This is a genomic window from Planotetraspora sp. A-T 1434, assembly GCF_025420585.1.
GTDB lineage: Bacteria > Actinomycetota > Actinomycetes > Streptosporangiales > Streptosporangiaceae > JAOEGB01.
Window position 1 is genome coordinate 32,535 of sequence record NZ_JAOEGB010000037.1, and the last position, 26,686, is coordinate 59,220.

Annotated in this window: 27 protein-coding genes and 1 pseudogene; 17 read left to right on the top strand and 11 right to left on the bottom strand. The window is 66.8% G+C overall.

The window, feature by feature from the left end; all coding sequences use genetic code 11:
• Positions 1–173: 173 nt before the first annotated feature.
• Entirely contained in the window at positions 174–791 is a 618-nt protein-coding gene (locus tag N5079_RS32260) for an AAA family ATPase (RefSeq protein ID WP_261587977.1), read from the top strand.
• A 152-nt stretch (positions 792–943) separates the two neighbouring features.
• On the opposite strand, the gene N5079_RS32265 is transcribed toward N5079_RS32260, so the two are convergent.
• Both N5079_RS32265 and N5079_RS32270 read right to left on the bottom strand, forming a co-directional pair.
• A complete protein-coding gene (locus N5079_RS32265; protein ID WP_261587978.1) occupies positions 944–3,409 on the bottom strand; it encodes a hypothetical protein in 2,466 nt (821 codons plus the stop codon).
• A gap of 502 nt (positions 3,410–3,911) precedes the next feature.
• Complete coding sequence (locus tag N5079_RS32270) at positions 3,912–4,928, bottom strand: glycosyltransferase (protein ID WP_261587979.1); 1,017 nt, start codon at positions 4,926–4,928, stop codon at positions 3,912–3,914.
• A 490-nt stretch (positions 4,929–5,418) separates the two neighbouring features.
• Here N5079_RS32270 and N5079_RS32275 point away from each other — a divergent pair, with 490 nt between their 5' ends.
• From N5079_RS32275 to N5079_RS32295, 5 genes are all read left to right on the top strand, one after another.
• The gene (locus tag N5079_RS32275; protein ID WP_261587980.1) at positions 5,419–5,583 is read left to right on the top strand and encodes a hypothetical protein; all 165 of its coding nucleotides are present in this window, start codon (positions 5,419–5,421) and stop codon (positions 5,581–5,583) included.
• Between the two features lie 550 nt (positions 5,584–6,133).
• Entirely contained in the window at positions 6,134–8,731 is a 2,598-nt protein-coding gene (gene rph / locus N5079_RS32280; RefSeq protein WP_261587981.1) for a rifamycin-inactivating phosphotransferase, read from the top strand.
• A 456-nt stretch (positions 8,732–9,187) separates the two neighbouring features.
• On the top strand, positions 9,188–9,460 hold the full coding sequence (locus N5079_RS32285; RefSeq protein ID WP_261588005.1) for a tyrosine-type recombinase/integrase: 273 nt from the start codon (positions 9,188–9,190) through the stop codon (positions 9,458–9,460).
• A 356-nt stretch (positions 9,461–9,816) separates the two neighbouring features.
• Positions 9,817–10,482 carry a TOPRIM nucleotidyl transferase/hydrolase domain-containing protein gene (locus tag N5079_RS32290; RefSeq protein WP_261587982.1) on the top strand — a complete coding sequence of 222 codons (666 nt, stop codon included), beginning with the start codon at positions 9,817–9,819 and terminating at the stop codon, positions 10,480–10,482.
• Between the two features lie 466 nt (positions 10,483–10,948).
• Positions 10,949–11,764 (top strand): alpha/beta fold hydrolase, encoded by an 816-nt coding sequence (locus N5079_RS32295; RefSeq protein ID WP_261587983.1) that lies wholly within the window; start codon positions 10,949–10,951, stop codon positions 11,762–11,764.
• Positions 11,765–11,895: 131 nt separating this feature from the next.
• On the opposite strand, the gene N5079_RS32300 is transcribed toward N5079_RS32295, so the two are convergent.
• Both N5079_RS32300 and N5079_RS32305 read right to left on the bottom strand, forming a co-directional pair.
• Entirely contained in the window at positions 11,896–12,276 is a 381-nt protein-coding gene (locus tag N5079_RS32300) for a hypothetical protein (RefSeq protein ID WP_261587984.1), read from the bottom strand.
• 170 nt (positions 12,277–12,446) lie between these two features.
• Complete coding sequence (locus N5079_RS32305; RefSeq protein WP_261587985.1) at positions 12,447–13,355, bottom strand: SDR family oxidoreductase; 909 nt, start codon at positions 13,353–13,355, stop codon at positions 12,447–12,449.
• Positions 13,356–13,475: 120 nt separating this feature from the next.
• On the opposite strand from N5079_RS32305, the gene N5079_RS32310 reads away from it, so the two are divergent.
• The gene (locus N5079_RS32310; protein WP_261587986.1) at positions 13,476–14,072 is read left to right on the top strand and encodes a TetR/AcrR family transcriptional regulator; all 597 of its coding nucleotides are present in this window, start codon (positions 13,476–13,478) and stop codon (positions 14,070–14,072) included.
• 171 nt (positions 14,073–14,243) lie between these two features.
• On the opposite strand, the gene N5079_RS32315 is transcribed toward N5079_RS32310, so the two are convergent.
• Positions 14,244–14,750, bottom strand: a complete 507-nt coding sequence (locus N5079_RS32315; RefSeq protein ID WP_261587987.1) for a hypothetical protein — start codon at positions 14,748–14,750, stop codon at positions 14,244–14,246.
• A 232-nt stretch (positions 14,751–14,982) separates the two neighbouring features.
• Complete coding sequence (locus tag N5079_RS32320) at positions 14,983–15,525, bottom strand: TetR/AcrR family transcriptional regulator (protein ID WP_261587988.1); 543 nt, start codon at positions 15,523–15,525, stop codon at positions 14,983–14,985.
• Between the two features lie 179 nt (positions 15,526–15,704).
• Here N5079_RS32320 and N5079_RS32325 point away from each other — a divergent pair, with 179 nt between their 5' ends.
• Complete coding sequence (locus N5079_RS32325) at positions 15,705–16,514, top strand: nuclear transport factor 2 family protein (RefSeq protein ID WP_261587989.1); 810 nt, start codon at positions 15,705–15,707, stop codon at positions 16,512–16,514.
• 325 nt (positions 16,515–16,839) lie between these two features.
• On the opposite strand, the gene N5079_RS32330 is transcribed toward N5079_RS32325, so the two are convergent.
• From N5079_RS32330 to N5079_RS32345, 4 genes are all read right to left on the bottom strand, one after another.
• Positions 16,840–17,355 carry a DUF6624 domain-containing protein gene (locus tag N5079_RS32330; RefSeq protein WP_261587990.1) on the bottom strand — a complete coding sequence of 172 codons (516 nt, stop codon included), beginning with the start codon at positions 17,353–17,355 and terminating at the stop codon, positions 16,840–16,842.
• A 326-nt stretch (positions 17,356–17,681) separates the two neighbouring features.
• Entirely contained in the window at positions 17,682–18,533 is an 852-nt protein-coding gene (locus tag N5079_RS32335) for a neutral zinc metallopeptidase (RefSeq protein WP_261587991.1), read from the bottom strand.
• Between the two features lie 127 nt (positions 18,534–18,660).
• Entirely contained in the window at positions 18,661–18,912 is a 252-nt protein-coding gene (locus N5079_RS32340) for a hypothetical protein (RefSeq protein ID WP_261587992.1), read from the bottom strand.
• Positions 18,913–19,425: 513 nt separating this feature from the next.
• The gene (locus tag N5079_RS32345; RefSeq protein ID WP_261587993.1) at positions 19,426–19,824 is read right to left on the bottom strand and encodes a pentapeptide repeat-containing protein; all 399 of its coding nucleotides are present in this window, start codon (positions 19,822–19,824) and stop codon (positions 19,426–19,428) included.
• An 81-nt stretch (positions 19,825–19,905) separates the two neighbouring features.
• On the opposite strand from N5079_RS32345, the gene N5079_RS32350 reads away from it, so the two are divergent.
• Positions 19,906–20,403, top strand: a complete 498-nt coding sequence (locus N5079_RS32350) for a DUF6933 domain-containing protein (protein ID WP_261587994.1) — start codon at positions 19,906–19,908, stop codon at positions 20,401–20,403.
• Between the two features lie 167 nt (positions 20,404–20,570).
• On the opposite strand, the gene N5079_RS32355 is transcribed toward N5079_RS32350, so the two are convergent.
• On the bottom strand, positions 20,571–20,888 hold the full coding sequence (locus N5079_RS32355) for a DUF427 domain-containing protein (protein WP_261587995.1): 318 nt from the start codon (positions 20,886–20,888) through the stop codon (positions 20,571–20,573).
• 109 nt (positions 20,889–20,997) lie between these two features.
• Here N5079_RS32355 and N5079_RS32360 point away from each other — a divergent pair, with 109 nt between their 5' ends.
• The 8 genes and pseudogenes from N5079_RS32360 to N5079_RS32395 all read left to right on the top strand — a co-directional run.
• Positions 20,998–21,306, top strand: a complete 309-nt coding sequence (locus N5079_RS32360) for a chloramphenicol phosphotransferase CPT family protein (RefSeq protein WP_261587996.1) — start codon at positions 20,998–21,000, stop codon at positions 21,304–21,306.
• 165 nt (positions 21,307–21,471) lie between these two features.
• Entirely contained in the window at positions 21,472–21,936 is a 465-nt protein-coding gene (locus N5079_RS32365; protein WP_261587997.1) for a MarR family winged helix-turn-helix transcriptional regulator, read from the top strand.
• A gap of 18 nt (positions 21,937–21,954) precedes the next feature.
• Positions 21,955–22,311 carry a hypothetical protein gene (locus N5079_RS32370; RefSeq protein WP_261587998.1) on the top strand — a complete coding sequence of 119 codons (357 nt, stop codon included), beginning with the start codon at positions 21,955–21,957 and terminating at the stop codon, positions 22,309–22,311.
• Positions 22,312–22,687: 376 nt separating this feature from the next.
• Positions 22,688–23,458: a GNAT family N-acetyltransferase gene (locus tag N5079_RS32375; protein WP_261587999.1), complete on the top strand. Its 771-nt coding sequence runs from the start codon at positions 22,688–22,690 to the stop codon at positions 23,456–23,458.
• 216 nt (positions 23,459–23,674) lie between these two features.
• Positions 23,675–23,899 (top strand): translation initiation factor IF-1, encoded by a 225-nt coding sequence (gene infA, locus N5079_RS32380; protein WP_261588000.1) that lies wholly within the window; start codon positions 23,675–23,677, stop codon positions 23,897–23,899.
• Positions 23,900–24,054: 155 nt separating this feature from the next.
• On the top strand, positions 24,055–25,395 hold the full coding sequence (locus N5079_RS32385) for an IS1380 family transposase (RefSeq protein WP_410007850.1): 1,341 nt from the start codon (positions 24,055–24,057) through the stop codon (positions 25,393–25,395).
• A 718-nt stretch (positions 25,396–26,113) separates the two neighbouring features.
• A complete protein-coding gene (locus N5079_RS32390; protein WP_261588002.1) occupies positions 26,114–26,494 on the top strand; it encodes a hypothetical protein in 381 nt (126 codons plus the stop codon).
• Positions 26,491–26,686, top strand: a pseudogene (locus tag N5079_RS32395) (protein kinase family protein); the annotation flags it as partial. The gene N5079_RS32390 and the pseudogene N5079_RS32395, both read left to right, overlap by 4 nt.

Consider the following 26,686-nt stretch of genomic DNA (forward strand, 5'->3'; position numbering starts at 1 on the left):
GAGGTCGACGTTCTCTCAACAGCGTTGCGCTGCTGCGGGAATGGGGCGTCAGCGTCATTCTCGACCCCGACCGGCTCCCAGCCCCCGATTCCGGCGCTCCAGGTGCCGTCTCATTCCCCTGGGAGGAACTCCGCAAAGAGCTTCAGGCCATACGCGCCAGCCTGGGCGAATGAATGGAAGTCAACGCTTCCAAGGGCCTGCTGAAGTGGAAGGATGCGGCGATGAGTTCTCCGACGCTGGTTGTCGTGAGTGGTCCCCCGGGCAGCGGCAAGACAACGCTCGCCCACGAGATCGCCCGCTCCCTTGGCTGCCCGGCAGTCTGCCGGGATGAGATCAAGGAAGGGATGGCGCACTCCACCCCTGGGTTCGAGGCGAGCACCGGCGACCCGCTCACGCAACGGACCTTCACGGTATTCTTCGAGGTCCTTGAGACGCTGCTACGTGGCGGGGTCACCGTAGTGGCGGAGGCGGCGTTCCAGGACAAGTTGTGGCGGCCGAATCTGGAACCTCTCGCTGAGCTCGCGGCGATCCGGGTCATCCGTTGTACGGTCGACGCCGCCGTTGCACATGAGCGGATCGTACGCCGAGCCGCGGACGGTCCGAAGCGGGCAGCACACGCCGACCAGGACCTGCTGAAGGCGATCGCCAACGGTGAGCGCCCACTCGAGTCGTGGGTCCCCATCTCGCTCGACATTCCGACGCTGGCCGTTGATACGACGGACGGGTACCAGCCGCGCATCGAGGAGATCGTGTCCTTCGCCGGGCGACCTGCGGCCAGCGACGCGGGCTGATGCAGATGTCAGCCGGGGAAGGCCGTTCTGGCAATGTGCGGTCGGGCCCGGGGCGCGGTGTCGGTGTTGCCACCAACCCGTTTCCCCGGGCCGGCCGCACAGAGCCAATGGTCGTCGAGCACCAAGTCGTACACACCGCCTGGAGACCATCCTCATGCCGGCCTAGCGAGTCGAGCGAAAGAAAGTACGACCACCGTCGACAGCAACCAGCCCAACAGGCTTGCCACGTTCAGCAGCGTGGAGATTAGAAGCCCGTGTGGGCTGTGTGTCTCGGGATACCACGTCGCGCGCTGGCCCAGCGACATGAGAGGGACGACGGTATCCACTGTGTAGAACAGCGGATCGAAGCAGCGCACCTGCCCATCTCCACATGGTCCGGGACGTCCGCCACGCCGCGCCGCGGTCGCGGTCGCGTCCCCTGACGCCGCCACGGCGTCGACGGTGATCAGCCGCCCGTCCACCGCGTAGACGTTTCCACGCGGATCGGTAGCCCGCAAGGTCTGCTGGACCACGGGGCTCAGCATCATGATGCCTACCAGGGCAAGCAAGGCACCCAGCAGCCACAGGGCCCGGCCCGGCCGGTAGCCGTAGCCGACGCTGAGGCCATAGAGCAGATCAAGGGCGTTCCTGATCCATTGGCCCGGCGAGCGGCCGCGCGACCCCGAGGCCCGCCTTGCCTGCCGACGCTGCTCGATGAGCAGTCGCTCAGCCTCCCCCGGGCGGCCATGCTGGCGGAACACCCTAGCCGCCTGCTCATAGGGGCCGGCGTCGAAGGAGCTCATCGCGCGCAACCAGTCGCGGCGGGCTCGCCAGTCCCAGATACCGTCGAAGCGGTCGTAAACGAATCCTGCGATCGCCGAGTCCCGTGGCCACCTGGCGGGGTCGTCGGTGAGCACGGTGGTGGATGCACCGGTCAGGTCCACCAGCGGTGGAACCTCGGTCCAGCGCAAACGCATACCCCCGCGTGCCGTGGCCGACACCGCTTCGATCCCTCCGGCGAAGGTCCCACCCTCGCAGTCGAGTTGCCCCTCCACAATGCACCGATTCAGCAGTACCCTCCCCTCCGCGAGGAATCCTCCGGAGAGCAATATCGACCCCCGTACCACCACCCGCTGGAGCGACAACGCCTCACCGCCCGGATTGCGCAGCCGGGCGCCATGGGCATCCACGATGCCGCCGACCGTCGCGGAGCGGAATCTCAGCCTGCCGCCGACGGCTTCCACGCCTCGCAAGTCCAGCGAGCTTTCAATCACCACGCCCTCTGCGGCGATGAGTGAACCCTTCACCGGCTGACTCCACCGTGTCCCCTGGAGGGTGAGATTGCCCTTGATATGCGCCCCTACCAGCCGCAGCGTGCCTTGGATCGCCGCTCCCTCCTCTATGACCAGGCTGGAGCGCAACTCGGCGTTGGTCAGGTCGAGGGCATGCCCCCCGCCAACTGTGAACTCGCATCCCCGTTGGACACGGATGGTGCTGAACGAGCCCATCGAGAGGTCCATACCGCCGCTGATTTGGCACTCGCCCTCAACGCTGAGGTCCCCGCCGATGAAGAGACCGGGGGCGCTGACCGCGGTCCCCCCACTGCGGCTGCTGGAATACCCCACGCCCCTGACCGCCTCAGTCGGCTCGAAGATGGCGTTGCGAATCAGGAACTGTCCGGAAATACGAGCGTTGCCCAGCCCGATGCGGCCACGGACCAGCGGGCGGCGGCCTGTCTGGTCGTCAATAAGGAACACACTGCCACCGATCCGCGCATCGCCCAGGTTCAGGGCCAGTCCTCGCTCCGAACCGGTCAGCCGGGCACCGGTCAAATCGAGCGAACCCTCCACCTGCACCCCAAGCAGCCGCATTGCGCCGCGTGCCTCAAAGTCGTGCAGCAGCCGGATGCTTCCGCCCACCCGCATCCGGTCGGCCTGCATCGCCCGCATCGCAGACTCGATGACCGTGTCCAGGCAGAGCAGGCGCCCGCCGATCTCCGACTCGCACAGCCAGACGGCCGCAGTGCAGGACGTGCTGGCCGAGGTCCACAGATCGCCGGTAATACGTGACCTGGACAGGTCCAGATCACGGCGGACCCGCAGCCCGTTGGCCAGAATGCCGGGCACCGTGCAGGTGTCGAACACCAGTAGGTGCAGGTCGGCCCCGTCCAAGTTGACGGGACGATCGAATACGCATCCGACGAAGCGGAGAGGGAAAGGCACCTCCATCCCGCTCAGGTCGAGATCGCCCCTGATCCTTGCGCCTTCGATCACCAGGCCACGCGGGTCCATCTCCTCGCGGCCTCGCCGGCACAGCTCACGTACCAGATGGGCCTCGATGAGGAGGTCCTGGCCGTCCGCCTGGATGGCCTGGCCTGCCGCGCAGGCCCGCAACAGGACCGCCATATCGAGGACCTTCTCGCTGCCGGACGTCCCCTCATGCCTGGGGAAACGAGGCCGAGCTGAATCCTCGATGCCAGCACGCCCGACTGCGTCGCTCTCCCCCATGCGGATCCCTAGCCCGGCCCTGTCGTCCTCCACGGTGGAGGATCGCCGCCGCCGCTCAGCCCGGGCGGCCAGCGCACCGGTGACCGCGGCGCTCGCTAAGCCAGCCAGCCCGAACACCTTCCACCGCCGCATGGCCTAAAGAGTCCCCTTTCCCACGCCCGTGGGAGGACGAACGCGGGCCTCCGCCTGATCTCTTTATAGATCAAGAGATGCAGGTGTCAATGCCCTCAAAGCGCCGAGACGGTCCTACGCCACAGCGGCCCTGAGCAGGTCGCAGATGCTTGCCCCTTGATCGCGATCCGATCGGCGATCGACCTCGCAATCCGGATCCGGCTGCGCCTCGACGGGGAACGCTGAAACATGCACTCCCCGAGCCTTAACGCCAGAGCGATCGCGGGCACCAATGCGTCGGGCGGAGTGAGCCCGACGGCGCCGAACACCGAGTTTTTCTGGACGAGGTGTTGCTCGGGCTCCTCGTCCAGGACTGGAAGCCGGACTCGAAGGTTTAGGCCGCCGCCCGACGAAGGCCGGGCCGCGGAGCCGACATGGACGGCCGAGGCCAGGACGGCTCATTCCGCTAGGACCTCTTAGGCCACGGCGGGCGAGGCCGCGGACTTGCCGGCTTGGTTCGGTCTCATACCCGCTTGGCGTATTCCGGCAGACGGCGGGCGACCTCGTCCGGGGAGGGCATGCGGGCGATCTCCTCGGCTATCGCGCGAGCCGCGTCGCGGTGGCCGGCGTGTCCGTGGTACGGCAACAGCTTCCGGGCGTGTTCGGCGATGGCGTTCGCGCTCAGTTCATCGGGGAGAAGGCGCAGCCCGGCACCTGCGGCGCTGAGAGCATCGGCGTTGGCGAACTGGTCGGCCCCCTGGGGGAGGATCAGCTGCGGGGCGCCGACGGCGAGCGCGCCGAGGGTGGTGCCGCTGCCGCCGTGGTGCACGACCACATCGACGTGCGGCAACAACTCCGCCTGCGGCACCCAGCTCTGCACGGTGACGTCGTCCGGCACGTCGCCAAGCTGCTCCAGACTCACCCGGCCGGCAGCGACCACCACGCGCGCGTTCAGCGTCGCCAACCCCTCGATGGCCATAGTCAGCAACTCCGGGGTGCCGAACGCGGTACCGAGCGTCAGGTAGATCAGTGGCCTCGAATCGCGCCGGCTGCCCCACGCGGGCAGCGCGGCCAGGTCGGAATACGGGACGGGACGCAGTTCTATCCGGTCTTCGGTGGCGAGGAAGTCCTCGTCCTGCAAGGAAGGCGGGCAGATGTCGACATGCGGCCGCCCGGGAGCCTCGGCGTTCTTCGTGGGCAGCTCGAGACCGATTCCTTCCGGAATCATGCGGCCGAACCCATGCCAGATACCGGGAATACCGGCACGGTGCGCGGCGACGGCCGCCCCCGGCACCCCCCATTCATGAACGACGAGGTCGGGCCGCAACCGCGCCAGTTCCGGTTCGAGATCCTCGGCGTACACCTCGTAGAACGAATCCGCAGGGCGAAAGGGCCGCAGTCCGTTCGCGGCCAGCGGTGCGTGGACGTTCTCGCCGGCGGCGAAATGCACCTCGTGCCCGGCATCTCGTACGGCGATCGCGAGAGGGATCAGCGGATAGGTGTGACCGACCGACGCAAGACTGGCAAATAGCACGCGCATGCCGACGAATCTATGCCCGACAACCCTGCGCCCAGCGACGCGTTCACTCACGGCAATAGCAGAGCCGGCCCACGCGTGGGCGACCGTCACCGCCCTTGTGGATGCTCAATGCGTCGGCGTGCCGAATCGCCCGCTCATCGGCATACCAGTGTGTCTGGGCACGCGTCGGGCAAGCGCGGCGAGGGAGATCGTCGCTGTGGTCGGGACGCGGTGATCACCGTACTGTGCAGTGGTCTGAACACGCTGCTGGCCCGCGAATGGTGGGGCGGCCAGGCCCTCTCCTCCGGTCAGTGGCAGCGCATCGCGGGCGCCCGGGCGATCCACCCGGACGACGGCCTGCTGGTCATGGGCTCTTCCGCGACCTCTGGCTCTTGCAGCAAGACCGCGCAAACACTGCCGCCCAGGAGGGCACCACGTAATGACCGAGTTCCGGGCCAAATTGTGCTGCCCTTGGGGGAACCGCACCAGCGGGATGGTGTACAGGCCGAGCGTGAGCGGCAGGAACCGGGACGGCCGGGCCCAGACTCCCGCGCGGATGATGGCCACGCCGGCGGTGACCAGGCCGGCCCCGGTCAGGATCGGGGAGACGCTGAGCACGTCGCCGAGGTCCCGGTTGCCCGGCCAGATCACCTCGGCCGCGGCGATGATGAGCTGACCGACGATCGCGCTGGCCGAAGCCCACCCGGGCGGCGCGGCCGTGGCCACCGGCGTCTGAGAGTGCCAGGGCGCTGCGGCGGTCGTGGGGGTCCGGCACCCGCCGGAGGTACCCGGCACACTCCAGGCGGTCGAAGGATCTCAGCCCGCGGCGGACGAAAAAGCAAAGGCAAGAAGATCTCACTCCTTGCCACTTCTAACGTATAGCGCACAGGGGGGCTTGCGGCAAGACCCGGGTCTTGCCGCAGAATCGGCGGCCGGACACAGCACCGACGAGGAAATGGGGAGCACGACGTGGGTGTGTTGTCGATGTACGGGGGACGCGGCGACCTCGAACCGCTGATGAGATTGGCGGTGCAGTTGCGGGCGCTTGACGCGGAGGTGCGGGGGTGCGCGCCGCCCGACCGGGCGCGGCGGCCGGCCGACTCGTCAGAGAGAAGCCAATCAGACATGAGGACGTGCCCAACAAGAGGTTCGACACAGCTCGAGGCGCCGGTGATTCGATCGGCCAGTGCAGTGCAACGGAGCACGGCTGCCCCGGAGGTGTCGCAATGATCGAGCAGTACGTGTTGGATCTTCAAGAGGTTGACGAGACGCAGGTCGCGGTCGTTGGCGGCAAGGCCGCGCACCTGGGCGGGCTGTCGCGGATCGAAGGCATCCGCGTGCCGGCTGGGTTTTGCGTGACGACGGCCGCCTTCCGGCGGATCATCGCGGAAGCGACGTCGATCGACGATCGGGTCGATCAGCTGTCGCGCCTGAACCCGGATGACCGGGAGGCGATCCGCACGCTCAGCGCGGAAATCCGCCGGACCATCGAAGGGATTGCCATCACGGGTGATCTGTTGGCGGCGATCACCCGCGCGCTCGCCCAGCTCGGCGAGCAAGCCGCCTACGCCGTGCGATCCAGCGCGACGGCAGAGGACCTGCCGACGGCCTCCTTCGCGGGCCAGCAGGACACGTACCTGAACGTCGTGGGACCGGCGGCAATCCTCCAGCACGTCAGCCGGTGCTGGGCGTCGCTGTTCACCGAGCGGGCCGTGACCTACCGCCTGCGGAACGGCATCGACCACCGGAAGGTCCACATGGCCGTGGTCGTGCAGCAGATGGTCTTCCCGGATGCGGCCGGCATCCTGTTCACGGCCGACCCCGTCACGGGCAACCGGAAGGTCGCCACCGTGGACGCCAGCTTCGGCCTCGGCGAGGCCCTGGTTTCCGGCCTGGTGAACCCGGACGTCTTCAAGGTGCGCGACGGCGAGGTCGTCGCCGAGGCGGTCGCCGCCAAACAGCGTGCCGTTCACGCCCTGCCGGCGGGCGGGACGCAGGAAGTGGCGATCGACCCGCAGCGGCAGGAGCAGCCGGCACTGACGGATGCGCAGGTCGTGCGGCTCGTGCGGCTCGGGCGGCGGATCGAAGCGCATTTCGGCCGCCCGCAGGACATCGAATGGTGTCTGGTCGACGATGACTTCCAGATCGTGCAGAGCCGGCCAATCACCACGCTGTTCCCCATCCCCGCGGCCCGCGACCGGGAAAACCACGTTTACCTCTCCGTTGGTCATCAGCAGATGATGACCGACCCCATGAAGCCACTGGGGCTGTCCATGTGGCAGCTGACGGCCATGACGCCGATGCACGAGGCCGGCGGGAGGCTGTTCGTCGACGTCACCCGGCGCCTGGCCTCGCCCGCGAGCCGCGCCGGCCTCCTGGAGATGGCGGGGAGGTCCGATCCGCTGACCAGGGACGCGCTGAAGACCGTCCTCGACCGCGACGACTTCGTCCCGGCGCTCCCGGAGGCCGGTCCCGGCAGACCGCCGGCCGGCCGCGCGTCCGCCCCGATCGAGACCGATCCGGCCATCGTCACCGAGCTGGTGGAGCGCAGCCAGTCCTCCATCGACGCCCTGCGGCGCGACATCCGGACGAAGACCGGACCGGCGCTGTTCGACTTCCTGCTGGAGGCCTTCCAGGAGCACAAGCGGGTCCTCAGTGATCCATTGAGCATACAGGCGATCATGGCGGGGATGGAGGCCACCTGGTGGCTCAACGACCGGCTGCGGGAATGGCTGGGCGAGAAGAACGCGGCCGACACGCTCACACTGTCCGCCCCCGGCAACGTCACGTCGGAGATGGGACTGGCGCTGCTCGACGTCGCCGACGTGATCCGTCCGCATCCGGAGGTGGTGGCGTTCCTGCAGGGCGTCGAGGACGAGGGCTTCCTGGACGAGCTGCCGAAGTTCGCGGGCGGGACCGAAGCGCGCGACGCCATCGAGGCCTACCTCGACCGGTACGGCATGCGCTGCGTCGGCGAGATCGACATCACGAGGCCGCGTTGGCGCGAGCGCCCCACCACGCTGGTGCCCGTGATCCTCGACAACGTCAGGAACTTCGAGCCGGGCGCCGCCAAGCGGCGTTTCGAGCAAGGACGGCAGGAGGCGCAGAAGAAGGCGCAGGAGGTGCTCGAACGCCTGCGGGTCCTGCCCGACGGGGAGCACAAGGCCGAGGAGACCAAGCGGATGATCGACCGGGTCCGGACCTTCATCGGCTACCGGGAGTACCCGAAGTACGGCATCATCAGCCGCTACTTCGTCTACAAGCAGGCCTTGCTGGAAGAGGCCGAGCGCCTCGTGCAGGCCAACGTGCTCCCCGAGAAGGAGGACGTCTTCTACCTCACGTTCCAGGAGTTCCACGACGTCGTGCGCTCGAACCAGGTGGATGACAAGCTGATCCAGCAGCGCAAGGACGCGTTCCGGTCGTACCACGCGCTCACGCCGCCCCGGGTGCTCACATCTGACGGCGAGGCCATCTCCGGGGCGTACCGGCGCGACGACGTGCCGACCGGCGCCCTGATCGGCCTACCGGTCTCCGCCGGGACCATCGAAGGGCGCGCCCGCGTCATCCTGGACATGGCCCAGGCTGATCTCGAACCGGGTGACATCCTCGTCACGGCCCACACGGACCCGAGCTGGACGCCCCTCTTCGTCGCCATCACGGGCCTGGTGACGGAGGTCGGAGGATTGATGACACACGGCGCAGTGATCGCACGGGAGTACGGCCTACCGGCTGTCGTCAGTGTGGTAGACGCCACGCGGCTGATTCCCGATGGGCAGCGGATCCGCGTGCACGGAAGCGACGGGTACGTCGAGATTCTGCCTTGACTGACCACTCACCGAGAAGGCCCTTCTGCCTTGCCAAGCACATATTTCCCAGCGGCACTGACCTGCTCGGCATCCGGATCTGCCGCGCGGGGGTGGCAGGGGATACCGATAGGTCGTCGTCGCGTAACGCATCCTGTAAGAGCACAGTCACGGGTATGAGCGCGTTCGATGAGTTCGTTGCGGCGCCGACGGAGCCGGGCGCCGACCTGCTGACGGCCGCGCGCACCTCGGCCAACCGCAACGACTTCGCCCTGGTGGCCCTGCTCGGCCTGCTGGGCCTTCGGGTCTTCGAGGCGACCGGCGCCAACATCCAGGACTTGGGCGAAGAGCACGGCCGCCGGGTGCCGCGGGTGGTAGGCAAGGGCAACCGGGTGACGCTGGTCCCTCCCGCCCGCGGTCGCCCGAGCGATCGAACGCGCAGTCGGCGAGCGGACGGCCGGGCCGATCCTGCGCAACATCCACGGCGCGCGCATGGACCGGCACGCCGCCACCCGCAGGGTGCGCCGCCTGGCCGAGACCGCGGTGGTGCGACTGCCCCGGATGCACCCGCACATGCTGAGGCACACCTTCGTGACCACCATGCTGGATGCCGGCGTCGACCTACGTGATGTGCAGATCACCGCGCGGCAGGCCGACCCGCGCACCACGATGCGCTATGACCGCGCCCGCAACAACCTCGACCGCCGCCCGAACTACATCCTCGCCGCCTACATGGCCTCCGGAACATGAAGCCCCGAGGGCGCCTGCCCCGACACGTGCCCAGACACGCTGGTATGCCGATGAGCGCGACGGCTGCAAGGCGCGAGCGCACTGCAGCTGCCTCGGGCTAGCCTGCGATGATGTCGCTCAGCTGAGCCAGTCCCTCGCTTGGCGTGTCGTTAATAGCTTGTCGGCCGCCTTGCGCGTCGCCGATGATTGCGGCCATGGCTACGACTCGGCGAGCCAATATGTTCATGCGCACCACGCTGGTCGAAGCCCTGCGCTGTTAAGACCTCACATTGGCGATGAAATGCTCAGGGCTTGGTGCGGAGGCTACGGCGCGCGTGCGGGAGTTCCCTGCCATCACGACCGGACCGGGAGACACCATGGATGTCACCAATCGCCGTGAGCTTGCCCGCAGGGCACTCGATGGCTACGTGAGTGGCCCTGCCGCCTCGATCCGGGCGATGGCCTCCGCCCTGGCGAAGGTCGACAACGCCGTGGCCGTGGTGCTAGTCGAGGGCATCAGCGACCAGATCGCACTGGAAACGGCCGCGGTGGGCCGCGGCCGGGATCTCGAGGCAGAGCGGGTCGTGATCGTGCCGATCGGCGGGGCGCACGCGATCGGCCGCTTCCTGACGAGGTTGGGCCCGCTGGGGACCCGGGTGCGACTTGCCGGCCTGTGTGACCTGCATGAGGAGGACATATTCCGGCGCGGACTGGTCGCGACCCATGTCGGCTCACCCCGCACCCGCACCGAGATGGAGCGCCTGGGGTTCTACGTCTGCGTCAACGATCTCGAGGACGAGCTGATCCGTGCCGTGGGCACCGCAGGGGTCGAAGCGCTCTTCGACTCACAGGGCGACCTCGGGTCGTTCCGCTCGTTGCAGAGCCAGCCCGCCTGGCGCGGCCGGGAGCCCGAAGCGCAGATGCGGCGGTTCCTGGGCAGCGGCTCGCGCCGCAAGCTGCGCTACGCTCGGCTGCTCGTCGAGGCGGCAGTTGGCCGGGATACCTTGCCTCGGCCGCTCGACGCGCTGCTCACCGCCGTTTGACCCACCGAAGATCAAGCTCGACCATCGCCACGAACGTCCACTCACGCCGGGCCCGCCGACCGGGGACGCACATGATCTGCCGCGGCATCTGCGGATCCGGCTGTCGTCATCGCTGCCCTCGGCAACAGTCATCGCAGCCGGGTGGAAACGTAGGTTCAGATGCGCATCATCCCTGGCCGCTCGTAGGTCAGCACCGACCACATGATTCGGCTCCCGGCACCTCAGGCGTACGGACGAGGACAAGGGCCGTCCTACACGTCGCAACCGCCAACCGGCAACGCAGCAGTCCCCCACACGAGAACGCCCGCTCATGCCGAAGCTCAAAGAGCGGATACGGCACAATCGAGACTTCGGCTCGTAGCCAGGCTCTCGCCAATCTGTGGCATCACTTTCGGCTTGAACCGGCCGGAAATGTCAGAGGCCGATGACAGGTTCTGTCGGCACACGAACAGAGGAAGGATCGCCGATGCCCGCACGCACGTCGGTCGCACTGAGCTTCGTCGAGGAAGGCGCCGGCACTCCTGTACTGGCTTTACACGGGTGGACGCCCGATCACCGGTTGATGCTCGGGTGCCTGGAGCCCGTGTTCGCCGACCGTGCTGGGTACCGGCGGCTGTACCCGGACCTGCCCGGGATGGGCAAGTCGGCGGCGCCGCCGTCGATCACAAGTTCCGATGACGTGCTCGCTGCCGTGCACGATTTCGTGGACGACGCCATCGGCGACACACCGTTCCTGCTGATCGGCGAGTCGTACGGCGGCTACCTCAGCCGTGCACTGGTCCGTGACCGCGCCGACCAGGTGCTCGGCTTGGCGCTGATCTGCCCGATCGGAACAGCGGTGCGCCACGCGAACCGCACGGTCCCCACCATGCAGGTGCTGCGCTCGGACCCTGAACTGATCAAAACGCTCGACGAGCGGACCGCTGCGGAGTTCGCAGCCATGGCGGTCGTGCAGACGCCCGAGACGGCCCGACGGTTCCGGGATGAGATCATGACCGGTCTCGATCTGGCCGACCACGCCGCGATGGCCCGGATCGAACAGCGATGGGAACTGAGCCGCGAACCCGAGACCGGAGATCCGTTCGCGCGCCCGACACTGATCCTCGCCGGACGTCAGGATCAGAGTGTGGGGTACAGCGACCAGTTCGTCCTACTGCCGCACTATCCGCGAGCGACTTTCGCGGTGCTCGACGTCGCCGGCCACAACCTCCAGATCGAGCAGCCACGACTGTTCGACGCCTTGATGCACGAATGGCTCGACCGAGTGACCGCGGAGCGATAGAACATCGATAACCCGGTCGGCGCGACGAGACTTGCGCCGACCATCCTCATTTGCCGCTGGGCGGGCGTCGGAGATCCGAATGCGGGTCACGTCCGGCTCTGCCGATGAGCGAGCGGTGGTGGGCTGGCAAATCAAGCAGCCTGGATGTCGAGCCGTTCGGGCGATGGAAGTTCATCTGGATTCGTCTCCTCGACGCCGACCCACTCGATGCCGCCGAGGACCTCCCCCCGCTGAGGGTCCTCGATCGTGTAAAGGAACAGACCGTCATGGGAGCCTCGAACGCCCGCATTGACTCGTATGGCCATCCCGAGGCCGCGACCATGCTGGAAATCGATGGACGGGCACCCGCAGCCACACATGCCGACGACGACCACTTCCGCCGCCCGACGCCGCAGGGTTTCGACGTCCTGGAAACCAACGGACAGCAGCGCCTCAAGCACCGCTCGCTCTCGCTGAGTCAGCGGCCTCGTGTCCACACCAATGATCGTCTCATCAGCGACGGCGATCAGCATCCGCTATTGCCGCGAGCGGAGCGCTCATGCCGAATTGAGTGCACGCATCTTGGTCGATTTCGGCGTGCGGATTTGAGCGTCAGCCGGTGAAGCCGAGCAGTTGGGCTCGTCCCGAGTACTCGATAAACGAAACGGCGGCCCGGGAACAGTCCCGGGCCGTCGCTTGTGGTTCATGCCTGGAAGTAGTGCCCCTCGTCCAGGTCGGCGATTAGGCCGGGATGGGCCGGGGTCCAGCCGAGCAGTTCGTGGGTGATCAAGGCCGACGCCGGGTTGTCCATCTGCGCCAACGACCCGAGGAAGCCGAAGTAGTCGTCCGCCTCCTCGGGGCTGATGCTGCGGACCGCGATGCCCAGGTTGCGGCCGACGGCGGCGGCGATCTCGGCGAACGGGACGCCCTCGTCGGCGACCCCGTGCAGGCGCGAGCCGGCCGGCGCCTTCTCGAGGGCGAGCCGGTAAAGGTCGGCCGCGTCGAGCGTGTGCACGGCCGGCCACCGGTTGGCGCCCTCGCCGACGTATGCGGCGTACCCGTTCTGCCGGGCGGCGGCAATGATGGCCGTGATGAAGCCGTGGTGGTCGAGCGAACTGTGCACTGTGGGCGCGAGCCGGACGATCGAGGAGCGCACGCCGCGCGAGGCGAGGTCAGCCACGAAGTTCTCCGCGTCGACCCGGTAGCCGCCCGGGAACACGTCCCGTTCGGTGCCAGGGCGGCCGACGACGCCGCCCATCACGATCATGGCCGTCCCGCTCGTGCCGACCAGTGGCTTGCCGGAGCCGTCCAGACCGTCGGCAAGTGCCTTGAGGGCGACTAGGTCGGCCTCAGCAGCGCCGGCCATGTCGCCGGTCAGCATGAGGTCGTGGCGGAACGCGAGGTGGATAACGCCGTCGGAGGCGGCCGCCTCCTCGCGCAGCACGTCGAGGTCGGACAAGTCGCCGCGGCGCACCTGGGCGCCGAGCTTCTCGATCGCGGCGGCCGACGCATCGGAGCGGGCCAGGCCGACGGCCTGGTGCCCGGCGGAGAGCAGTTCCGGCAGGACCGCGGAGCCGAGGTGGCCGGAGGCGCCGGTGATGAATACCCGCATCGTGGTTCCTTCCCAAGGACTGATGTCATCTTGCGACATCACCGTACACCGTGATGTCACCACGCGACATACTCTCGCCGAGAAGGATGTCGCCATGTGACATCGGATACCATGGTCGGCATGGCCCGCTGGCAACCGGACGCGCGCGCCCGCTTAGAGGCGGCCGCGTTGGAGCTATTCCACGAGCGCGGCTTCGAGCAGACCACGGTCACCGAAATTGCGGCCCGCGCCGGCCTCGACAAACGCACGTTCTACCGGCTCTTCGGCGACAAGCGCGAGGCACTCTTCAGCGGAGGCAAGCTGCTGGAGGATGTCCTGGTCAAGGCGGTCGCCGAGACGGACGCCGCCCCTTTCGAGACGGTTATCGCCGCCTTCCATCAGGTGGCGAACGAGATCTTCGCCGACCGCCTCGACCTGGTTCGGATGCGTCAGTCCATCATCGAGGGCAGCCCCGAGCTACAGGAGCGCGAACTGCGCAAGACGGGCTCGCTGGCGGCGGCGGTCACCGCCGCCCTGCGTGAGAAGGGCGTCGGCGAGACCACGGCCACCCTGGCCACCGAGTCGGGCGTCACGGTTTTCCGGGCGGCGTTCGCCCGCTGGGTCGCGCCCGGCTGCGACGCCTCCCTCGCCGACCTGATCGCCGAGATGGCCGCCGAGCTGCGCGCGGTCACGTCGGCCCCAGCCGTGCCGGCCCCGAACGCGGCGACGCCCACCTGACGGTCGTGACGAAACGTCGGCAACACCCCTGAACGGGTGCACTGTTCTGCCGCGAGTCGCGCGTCTGGGCCCGTCTAGCAACGTCCGACTCTGCCGATGAGCGTGCGCCATGTACGACGCGGCGATGACATCGGCAGGGCGGAGCGACGCAAACGCGCAGTCCCGGGGTAATCAGTAGCCAGGTTCGCCACCAGCGGCCAGCCGGGCCGCTGCCTCGGCAGGAGTGTCGTCGTAGCCCGGCCGGGCCACGAGCACCGATTGGAAGAAGTGCCCCTGCGTGTCATCTGGGTCATCATCGGCTGCGAACGGTCGCCACAGCGCGAGGTGCAACGCTCGCGCGGTGAACCCGTCATCGTCTTCGTTGGGCACGAGGTCGATGTGGCTTCGGAGCCGCTCCACGACCTCCAGCGCGGGCAAGCCAAAGATGTCGACGTCGTGGTGTCGCACCACGTCGCGCTCGTGCGGACGCCACACTTCGATCGCATTGACCCGGTCCCGTGTCGGCCCCGCCCCGAAGCCCACACTGAACCCAAGCCCGCTCGTCAGGTGCACGGCCAGCTCACCGTAGGCGGTCGGCTCCAGCGGACCGAACGTTTCGAGCGCCGCTCGTGCCTCGTCCGGCGTCATACCGAGCCGCAGCGGACCGATCCCGTGCGGCGGGTCGAGCACTAACTCCATCCGCTGATCATCGCAGGCTCCCCATCCGTGGAGGGAAACGAACAGGCACAGTCAGCGTGCCGTCGTCACGGCGCACGCTTCTGTCGCTGGGCGGGCGTCGGAGATCCGAATGCGGGACACGTCCGGCTCTGCCGGATTGAGGGCTCTCGGTCTGGCCGGCGCGATGTCGTTGCTCCCGGGCCGTCCGACAACGATCCCCAACCGTCGCATCTGTAGACGAATAGGGTGTTTGTTAATCGCCAGTTCGCTGCGGAAGGCCGCCGTGATGTAGTCCGTTCAGGAGGAGGGCGAGCAGGCGGTCGGCTTGAGCTGAGCTGTCTGGGGTGTCCTGGGCGGCCCAGGCGATAGCGCCGATCATCTTCAGCACATCCGCGTCGTCCGCATCGGCAACGACCACGCCTGATTGCCGCGCCCTCGCCAACAACGCGGCTCCCGCCTCGAACATCTCCGCATGCCAGGTCGATACAGGGCTACTCCCGCGATCGAGCGCCGAGCTCATCACGGCGGCCGACAGGCCCCGGTAGGTCAGGCCATGCCTGAGCGCAGCACGCAACCAGGTGGACAACGCGTCGAATTCGTCCTCGGCCGTCAGCAGCCGGCGACCAAGGTCCACTAGTTCGGCTATCTGCTCGGCGAGTACCGCCTCTATGAGATCCAGCCGAGTGGGGAAATGCCGATACAGCGTCCCGCTGGCCACCCCTGCCCGCCGAGCGATCTCGTCCAGGGAGGCGTCCACACCGAACTCGGCAAACGCGATTTTCGCCTGGTCGACCAACTGCCCGTAGTTACGTCGGGCGTCTGCCCGCCTCGGACGCCCGGCGCGCGACCGCGGATCGTGGCCTGCCGGCACCATCACCACACCCCTTGCTAACCGGGGACACAGTCCGCTACCGTGCCCATCTAACCGGACTACGCCTCACCTTACTGGCATGGCTCCCCTGGAGGGTCGCTTCCATGGCGCTGACGGAACAAGACCGAATCGACATCACCGACCTGATCAATCGCCACGGTCACCTCACGGACGCGGGCAAGCTGGACCAAGCGGGTGAGCTGTTCACCCCAGAAGCCACCTATGACCTGGACGACTTCGACCGCGGCTCGTTGCACGGGACCGCGGCAATCCATGAGGCCGCGCTCGCATTGGGCGACGCCAACCCGGTCGGCCATCACGTCACCAACATCCTGATCACTCAGATTGACGATCGCTCGGCACGGGTCCAATCCAAAGGAATCGGCATCAAGGCCGACGGAACAGCCGGCAGTGTCGTCTACGACGACATCGTCACGCGCCAACCCGACGGCTGGAAGATCAGCTACCGCAAGGTGACTGCCACGCGAGCGGCACTCGGCCAGCAAGAAGTCGGTCCGCGTGAGGTTCTGGAGCGTTTCCACCAAGCCGCCATCAGCCAGTCCGCCGATGACATGAGCCGCGTGTACGCCCTCGACGCCGTCCATGAGTTCCCATTCACTAGCCCAGGCCTGCCATCCCGGCTTGAGGGCCGCGACGAAATCGTGAACTGGATCGCCGCAGGGTGGAAAGCCCACCCGCTGAAGTATGAGCGTTACCGTACTCTTGCCATCTACGACACCAACGACCCGGAAACAATCATCGTCGAGCAGGAAGCCCTCGGGACCAGCGCATCCACCGGCGAGTTCACGCTTCCCAACATCGTTGTCCTCACCGCCCGCAACGGGCACATTGCCCATCTGCGCGACTACGTCAACATCCTGGCAGCCACAGCCGCCATGGGACGCGATATGTAAACGCGCCACCGCGCCGCATCACCATCATCGAATCCGCTTCGTAGCGTAGGCGATAGTCGCTCCCCCGATTCGCTGGCAATCGGCCGGATCGCGGCGAGGCAGATCGCACTGGTGCGGCGGGTGCTGCGGCCGGTGCGAGCTGGCGGGCTGTCAAAGGGCGTGACGTTCACCGCGGTGTTCGTCGTGGTGCTGATCCTGCGCTCGATCGCCTTCAAGCTGTAGCCCAGACCCACCAACACTCCACCCAATCCAAGCCCCGGCAGCGGACGTCCGCACATGCCGCCGATCGCGCGTTTGGCATGAGGCGAACCACCGGGCGATGCCCTCAGCCGTTGCCGTCCTGGAACCTGCGTATCTCAAATTCGTACTCGGCAAATGGTTGCAGGCCGACCGAGGCGCGGCGAAGGTCGAGTTGATCGCGGTCCTCTATTGGGTGGGGTCTGAACCCAGTGCCGTCCTCGACGAACTGGGTTCCGTACAGTTGGGGGCGGCCGGCGTTCACCCGTACTCGATCGGCGAGGTAGGCCAGGTGGGCTCGTTTCGCTTCCTGCTGGTCGACGGCTGCGGACAGCGCGGAATGGAACTCGCGCTGTATGTCCGGCGCGGCGTCGGCGTGCTGGGCGAGCAGCCACGCCGCGGCTTCCCCGTCCTGCCCGACCTGGGACCAAAGCGGCCAGCCTCGAACGCGGACCACAGACCAGAGCCACGTGGTGTTGTCCCGATCGATGTCCATCCACCGGGCCATGAACTCCTGACTCGAAGACTCCGCGGCCTGTCGGCGGATATCCTGATCGACCTCCATCCTTCGTAACAGTTCCGTCCGCAGTTCGTCATCAGTCACGACCTGGACCCTACGATCCCCCGGCGCTGATTCAGAACAGGCGGAACCGTGTATCACTCCGTGTCACCAACCGCAGCCGCTTTTGAGAGGATGGAAAGCCGGGGATGTGACGAGGGAATTCGCAGCGTATCCTCTTCTGCCGCGAAGCGCGCTCCTCTCATCACGGCGTCAGCGTGGGCGCTACCAGAGACTTCGGTCAGGACATATCGCAGCGTGCATGTTCATTGGTAGTGACGTTCCATGGTCACGACCAATGGCGCGCAACAGCGGGAACGCCTGAAAGGGGACGTTCGGGATATACTCTCTGCTCGGTGAGACGCGCCGGGTCAGGTAACGTCGCGGGCCGGGGGCGACCAGGTGTCGCACACGCCGGGTTTCCCAGAGTGGAAACCCTTCTCCAGCCACCGGAGCCTGGTACGCGGTCGGCCATGGTCCCGAACCCACCGGTCGAGATCAGCACCATCGAAGATTCCCTGGAACCGCCTCCACGTGGGCATACCGCGCCGCATCGCGCGCAACGCCACACCCGCCAGGCACTCGGCCTGCAACTCCAGTCGTCTGGTGACTAGGTCCTCGCCCTTCGAGGTGGTAGCCAAAGCCGCAGTATCAATCTCGTAGTCCATGATGCCGACCAGCGTCTGGACATGGTCCCCGTACTCGTGGGCAATCGCCCGCGCCGTCCAGGCTGCCGCCCAGGGGTCGAGGTCGGCGCGGGCGATGAGGACGTAGTAGGTCTTGGTGGCTGAGCAGTACAGGCCCACGTCCCCCTTGTCCGGCACCTTCCCGCATCCCCCATCACGGACCCGGTGCCGTACCCATATCCGGCGGGGCGGGGAGAAGGGCAAGCCCATCCGTTTGAACTCCCGGCTCCAGACGCGGTCCAGGCAGGACGAGACGCTGTTCAGGTATCCCTTCATGGACTGCCAGTTGCCGACCCTGATCTCGCGGATACGGCACGACGCCTCGGCACGCGGCGCGTCGTAGAGCGGATTGTCGACCACGACGGCCCGGCCCGTTTGGGTCGGGGCGGGAGTCGCGGTCTGCGTCGGAGTTGGGGAGACGTACGGGGTCGTGGGCCACTCAGGCACCGACAGCGGAATGGGGTCGGGCTGCGACTCCTCGGCACAGGCCGTCAGGAGGAGGGCGCAGACAGCGAGCAGCGGGAGGAGACGGCGCACGGTCCCGAAGCATAGGGGCGGTTAATCACAGATCGTGTGGCATTCTGACGCCGGGATATATGCCAAACCGTGCCCTAAAGAGAACGATGAGGAATTAGACGCGTTCCTGGCTCTGCGCCTCGATTCGTTACGGCAAGCCGTACCTGATGATGATGGTCTTGGGTTCTTCGGCGGTCACCTCGCGTGGTGTACGGGCCAGTTCCTGTTGCAGGTCAGAGAGAATCTTGTCTCTTGAGCTGCGGACATATGTGCGGTAATGGGCAAGCTGTGCGTCGAAGCCCTTGGCGCTCGGCCCCGTCCACACGCTGGCCGGAGTGGAATGCTGATAGGGCGCCTCGATACCCGCCTCGTAGAGCGGATTGGGCACCAGCTCCGCCATGACCAGATCAGTCCTTCTTCGATAAGGGGACACGGGCGTCGCGCATGTCGCACGTGACCGACCAGCGACACGCTGGTCACCGCGCCGCAGCGTGCGGCTGGTAAAACGCCCGCCGAAAGTGTCCGACGTCAACCTCGTCATCGTGCCCGGCACCCGCGCCGCCGTCGCGGACTGGCCTGACCGCAAGCGCGGCTGCCGCTGCGCACCGACCAGTGGCGGGGGCACCGGGTCAGGGGCTACAGATCCACCACGGCCGCGTAGCCGTCGACGGTGGCGTCTCTTCGAAGACCAGAGAAGTGACCTTCGAGGAGGACCGCTGCCGTGTGCGGACCGCCGCGGCCCCATCATCCTGGCGACCATACACAGCTACGCGATCAGCGCGCGACGCCTGCTCAACTCTCACCGACATCGCCGAGGGCACCTGTTCTGCCCCGCGACGACTTCCAGCACCCACGGACCACTCTCGTTCTCTCGATGTGAAAACTCCTTCAGCCCTGGAGAGCAACGGCGTGATCAGCGGAGGGCGTCGATCTCTGCGTTGGTGAGGTTGGCCCTGGCCAACTTCGCACCGCGCAGATCGCTCCGGCGCTGGTTGGGATCGCCGACGCCTTTGGCGCCGATCTGAACGCCGGTCAGGTCCGCATCGCGAAAATCCGTCTCACGGAGAGAACAGCCAGCGAAGCTGGCCCCGCGCAGCGAGGAGCCGCGGAAGTCAGCGTGGTCGAAGTCGCAGAAGACGAAACGGCAGCCCTCCAAAGTAGCCAACCGAAGGTCGACGCCGATAAACGAGCAGTTCGAAAACCAAACGCCAGAGGCGTTTACCGAGATCAGGTCCTGCCCAGCGAAGGAAGTGTCACGAATGGACTGGTACCTCCTCGCGTTCACGATCAGCGCTCGATCGCCCAGGGTCATGACTCGCACCTCATTCATCAGCACGCCACCGCGACCACCATTTGTAAACGCCACCCGCGCGACCCCGGGCAGGATTACCGGGTGCTCATCGTGCGTGCGACACAGAAGCTCCTCAAACGCCTCGGCCCACCGACCCCGCGGGACGGCGAGCAATCGACGACGCTGTTGGGCGAGTGGTACGCGACCGCCCTGTTCTGGAAGCCCCAGGTCGCCTTGCTCGTCAACGAGACGACGTTGCTGCCCGCTCTGATGCCCCTGGCGCCCGCCGCGACCCTGCCCACCAAGATCGCGCAGCAGATCGCTACTGTCCTCGCCGCCCACGGCACACCACCAGCGATCGTCGATGACGAACTACAACAGATGCGGCCCTGCCAGGTCGCCCGGACGGCCAACCGCAGCGTCGTTGGCATCATGACCGAATTCACCCGCCTCGCGGAGGTCTACCGCGACAGCAACCCCGACCCAGATCTGCTGGACCTCGCGCTACGGCTGGCCACAACACCGTGCGGTCCTCTGTACGGCAGAAACGTCAGTCCCGACCGCGAACTCGGCGCGCTCCTGCGCTCCATCGCCGCCTGACAGGAGCCCTCACCTCCCGAGCACTGGACCCACCAGCCCCACCCGACGGGAGATGCCGCCTCGGACAGCGCACGGCAGCAGCCGCACCTATCGCAGTAGAAGCGGATGTTCATCGCCGTCAGGGCGGACCGTCTGTTGCGCGTGGCGACGATCGCGACCCGCGACGCTTACGCGGCCTGTCCATTCACCTCGAGCGTGACGCCTGGCTTCTCGGCCCAGAACGCGAGCAGTCCGGCGATCTCCTTCACCCTCGGGAACGGCTTCGTGTAGGACCAGACCACGTCCTCGGCCACACCGTCACCGATCTGAACCGACCAGTACGTGGCGTCGCCCTTGAACGGGCAGTGCGACGTCGTTGTCGATGATCTGAGCATGTCCATCTTCACGTCCGCCGACGGCAGGTAGTACCGCGGTGGACAGCCCGTCTCGGTGAGCACGATCGGCCGGGAGGAGGTCGCGACGACCACGTCCTTGACTCGCACCACGACCTGATCCGATACAGGCGTGACCTCGATTTCATGTCCTCGTACGTTCATAGACCGATCCCATCAAACGTCCCCCGCGGCCGCCAGCGTAACGCTTCGCGGCAAGCCAGTGCGTTCGACCGGTGCTGCTCACGTCGACAATGGTGCGTCCAGCTCAGGCAAGTCGACGCTGGCCAAAGCGCTGCAACGCGCCCTTGAGGAGCCGTTTCTGCACGTGTCCTCCGACCAGTTCGTGTCCGCCGGCATGCTGCCGGATCGGCGGGAGGACTCCGGGCCGTTCAGCTGGTGGAACCAGATGCGCCCGCGCTTCTTCGCCGGATTCCGCCGTTGCCTGCCCGCGCTCGCCGAGTCCGTCCTGAAGGATTGGCGCAAGCGGACCGCGCCGCATGCCATGCAGCCGAGACCGCCCGCGAAATAAGCCGGCTCGCTACCCGCATCGCGGCAGAAGCGGACGTCGCGGATGGCAATCCCACGCCCGGCAGATCGATTGGTGAGGCCGCCAACCGGTACCACCACTCAGCGGCGGCCGGACAACCGCCGACCTCAATTGACAGCATGCTGTCGATCGTGCAGACTGCCCGCTGTGAGTGATCGGCGCGGGCCGGAGGACGCGTGGAGCGAGTTCGTACTGGCGGTCTTTGACATCAACGGATTGATAACTCAGGCAGGCGAGCGCATCTCCCGTCCCTTGGGGCAGAGCGCAGCGAGGTGGCAAGTGCTCGGTCGGGCATTCCAGCCGCAGACCGTCGCTGAGATGGCGGCCGAGATGGGGCACGCACGGCAGAGCGTGCAGCGGGTGGCCGACGTGCTGGAGCGAGAGGGGTTGATCGCGTATCGGCCACACCCCACCGACCGCCGCACGAAGCTTGTCGAACTCACCCCTCGTGGACACGAGGTACTAAGCGCGATCTATCAGCGGCAGGTGGCATGGTTCGCCGAGATCGTGTCACAGCTGAGCGAGGCCAAGTTGCGTGAACTCACGGTCTCACTCAATCAGGTTTCGCGCACGCTTTTATCGACCGTCACTGACGGCGAACGAGAGTCATGACAGCAGGGAGGCAGTGAAATGGCACGCTTCATCGTGTTGTACCGCGCTCCGCAGGAGGTCGCGGAACGTTTCGCAACGGCCACGCCCGAGGAGGCCCAGGCCGGTGTGCAGCTCTGGACGGATTGGTTTGCTCGGCTCGGGCCGGCGCTGGTCGACCCCGGCCGGCCGCTCGGCAATGCGAAGACCGTGACCCGCGATGGCACCATGGCTGCGCCGACCGAGGTCATCGGCATGACGATCCTGCAGGCCGACACCATGGACGACGCGCTCGAGATGGTCCGCGATCACCATCACCTGCAGTGGGCCGACTCCTGTGCCATCACCGTCCTCGAGGAGTTGCCGATCCCAGAGGTCGAGGCCGGCATCGTCAGCTGACCGATCCGGTAGCCGGGTTCGGTACAGGCCGGTACAGCCTGGCCCACCTGAACGGAACGGCGCTCGGTCGGTAGAAATCACGCGAGCGAACTTCCGCTCATCGGCACGAGAGAGCGCGGATCGCGGCAGATGAGCGGATTGGCGGCCCGCCGAGTTGGTCGGCGGGAAAATAGTTGGACAGGACGATGTTCGGGCCGATAGTTTGCCGCAGACCGTGACATCGCGCGAGGAGGTGAGACCCATGAACGCTGTATCGATGTGGGTGCTCCCCCTCGTCGTCACGGTCGGGCGATTGACGTAGGTGTCGCCGGGAGCGCCTTCACAAGGCAATCCCGAAAGGCAACAACCTATGAATTCTGCGCATTTCACTTCGGGCATGGGCGAGCATGCCGTAGTGATCACGCGGGTCGCGGAGAGGCAATGGCACGCTGTGGAGGACGACCGGGTGGTCGGCCGCGGCGACGCTTCGCGCAGGCCCGACGGGCGGATCTTCCTCAGCATCGACGCGTGGCACGGCGTGGTCTTTGACCAACTCGCCGCTGCTATGCTGCCGGACCTGCCGAAGCCGTTGTACACGGTGGTCGACGAGGCTGACCTCGACTTGACGTCCAATTGGGAGCGAGCCGGCTTCACAACCCGACGCCGCGAGTGGGAGTACCTCGTGCCCACTGACCCGCGGGTCACGGGACTCGGCTCAGTGCTACCGCCGTCGGGCATGACGATAGTGGCCGTCGGCGAGGCGGAGGAGGGTCCTCTAGGCAAGTTGGACCGCGAGATTCGCGACGAAGTCGAGGCCACCGTCGGATGGCAGGAGATGCCGGCTGAGGTGTTGCCCCGCCTGGACGGCGCTACCCTGCTGGACCCATCGAAGTACGCGGTAGCAGCACAGTCCGATAAATACGTGGGACTGGTCCGCGTGGCGCCGGTGACCCGGCAGCCACGTATCGGGCTGATCGCAGTCCGGTCCAACCAGCACCGCCGCGGTATCGCTCGGGCGCTGCTCGCCCACGTGCTGGGTTCGCTGCACCGCTGCGGGATCGAAACGGCATCGGCCGAAGTGAACGAATCCAACGGGGCGGCCATGGCGCTGTTCGAGGGCGTCGGCGCCCGGCGTGCGAGCAGCAACCTGGAGTTGGTGCTCCGCTGACGCCCCACCGCATCACCGCGCGAGGGGACCGGGCTCGTAGCACACGCGGCACAGGCCGACCTGATGAGCGAGCATCGGTTCCCGCAGCGCGCGGGACGGCCGGTCGCGGCCGCCGTCCGCGACGACCGCGTCTGCCGAGGCGCCTCAATCACGGTTGCGTCAACGGAATTCGTTCCTCACCGACCTCACAGTCACCGACCGGAGAAGTGCGAGAATATGGCTAGAACAGCAGACGGCATCGAAGTCGAGGGCACCGTCGTGGAGTGCCTGCGCAACGCCACCTTCAAGGTGGAGCTCCAGAACGGGCACAAGGTGCTAGCTCACATCAGCGGGAAGATACGGAAGAACTACATCAAGATCTTGCCGTATGACCGGGTGCTCGTGGAGCTCAGCCCGTACGACCTCACCCGCGGCCGGATCCTCTTCCGGTACAGGACCTAGCCTGCGGCTTTCACGGCGAATTTGAGCCGGCTTGATCGTTTACATGAGAAAAGTGCCTCTGAAGTGGGAGGATCGGGCTTGTCTAGAGTCCTGTCCGCACCAAATCAGAAAGCACTTTTCGCGTGCAGACTACCGCTTCCCAGCGCAAGATCGTGATGTCCGCCGATGGAGCCGGACTCGTCTCCCAGGCGGGTGGGCTGCTACTCCTGGAGACGCTACGGGTCACCGGCCTGGACAAGGCTCTATCGGCGCAGTTGGAACGGTGGCGACCGGCCCGCGCGATCCATGATCCCGGCAAGGTCATCGCCGATCTGGCCCTCACACTCGCCCTCGGCGGGGACTGCCTGGCCGACATCGCGATGCTGCGGGCCCAACCTGGCCTGTTCGGCCTGGTGGCCTCCGACCCGACGGTCTCCCGGCTGATCGACGCCCTGGCCGCCGACCCCACCGGGGCGTTGAAAGCCATCCGCGCCGCCCGTGCCACCGCCCGCGAGCGGGCCTGGGCCCTGGCCGGGCAGAACGCGCCCGGCGCCGACGGCGAGTTGATCCCCCTCGACATCGACGCGACCATCGTCATCGCCCACTCCGATAAGCAGCACGCGGCGCCGACCTGGAAACGCAGCTACGGCTTTCACCCCATGACCGTGTTCGCCGACCACGGTGCAGGCGGGGCTGGGGAGCCGCTGGCTCTCCTGCTCCGGCCGGGCAATGCCGGCTCGAACACCGCTGCCGACCACATCGAGGCCGCCCGGCTGGCGTTGGCGCAGTTCCCCAAACACCGGCGCCGTCAGGTGCTGATCCGCACCGACTCCGGCGGGGGAACACATGAGTTCCTGTCCTGGCTGAGCAGGCCGGGACGCCGGCTTGCCTACTCGATCGGGTTCACCCTCACCGAGGACATCGGCGCCGCGATCTTGGGCCTGCCCGCGGATGCGTGGACGCCCGCCTACGACTCAGGCGGCCGGGTACGGCCCGGCGCCTGGGTCGCCGAACTGTCCGGCATGCTCGACCTGGCCGGCTGGCCCAGGGGCATGCGCCTCATCGTCCGTAAGGAACGCCCGCACCCCGGCGCGCAGCTACGCTTCACCGACATCGACGGGCACCGCTTCACCTGCTTCGTCACCAACACCAAGCGGGGTCAGCTCGCCGACCTGGAGCTACGGCACCGCCGCCGCGCCCGTTGCGAGGACCGCATCCGCGCTGCCAAGGACACCGGCCTGCGCAACCTGCCCCTGCACGACTTCGCACAGAACCAGATCTGGCTGGAGGTCGTCGCGCTGGCCTGCGAACTCCTCACATGGATGCAGATGCTCGCCCTGGACGGACCGGCCCGCCGCTATGAGCCCAAACGGCTGCGGCTACGCCTGTTCGCGGTCGCCGGCCGGCTGGTCCGCGGCGGCCGCAGACTACGCCTCCGCATCGCCACACACTGGCCCTGGGCCAGCCAAATCACCAGCGCCATCACCCGGCTCCAAGCGCTCCCGGCACCGACCTGACCAGCACGAAGCCGCCCCGACGACCAGGAAAGGACATCCCTCAGGCCCGTGGAACCCCCGCCCACCCGGCGCGACAGCCGGGCCCGCATGCTGACCACGGCGACGAAAATCACACATCAGCCGAATCGCTCAGCCAGCCACCAGAAGATCACGCAAGATCGAGGCTAGCGGCGGGCGGGATGCGCCGAAATAGGAAAAGAAGTCTCCGATCTGGATCGGAGATGTACCACCGGATCATCGTCACGGTGGTTCCCCGTCAAGTTTTGCGTGTTGAGTTTTCTTGGCACGTCGGGCCGTAGCGCGGAGATGCTCAGGATGCCGGCCAGCTGCCCCGGTAGAGTCGATCACGTTCAGGAGATCGCCGATGTTGCTGGTTCGGGCATTGAGGAGTCGTTGATGGGCCACCCGGACCGGCGGTATGCCGCACGCCTGGCCGCCTACGTGCCCGTTTCCACGAAATTGTCGCTGCTGAGCGACCGCGGACTCAGCGAAGTCGTGGCCGCAGCCACCCCTCTGGGGTCCGGCATCGGGGGCAGGTCGGCGGAGCTAGAGGTCGGTGGGACGCGAGTTTTTGTCAAGCGAGTCCCCTTGACGGACCTCGAGATGCGGCCGGAAAACGCACGGTCGACGGCGAATCTCTTTGGTCTGCCGATGTTCTATCAGTACGGGGTGGGCTCGGCCGGGTTTCGGAGCCTGGCGCGAGCTGGCCGTGCACACGATGACCACCAACTGGGTCCTTGGGAACGAGTACGAGGGTTTTCCCTTGATGTACCACTGGCGAGTCCTGCCGGACTCGCCTCCCCAGGAATTCGCCGACGAGTTCGGGGGCATTGACGGGGCGGTCGCGCACTGGGAGGGCTCGTCAGCCGTGCGTGAGCGGCTGGAGGCCATCGGCCAGTCCTCTTCCAGCCTGGTGATCTTCCTGGAATACGTGCCACAGACGCTTGCCGTATGGCTGAACGACCGCCGGGAGGCCGCGCCGGAAGGTGAAGACGGCCTGCCGTACGCGTGGGTGGAGGAAGTCCTGGCACGCGGAGCCGACTTCATGAGCTCCCGCGGACTCGTCCACTTCGATGCTCATTTTTCAACAATCTCTTGACCGACGGGCAACTGATCTACTTCGCGGACTTCGGTCTCGCTCTGAGCTCCGGGTTCGAACTCTCGAAGGACGAGGCCGAATTCCTCTCCGACCATCTCGCATACGACCGCTGCTACATCGCGAGCCATCTGCTCCGCCACCATTTGCTCGACGGCGTGCGCGGCGACGCGGAACACGAGGCATTCTTGGACG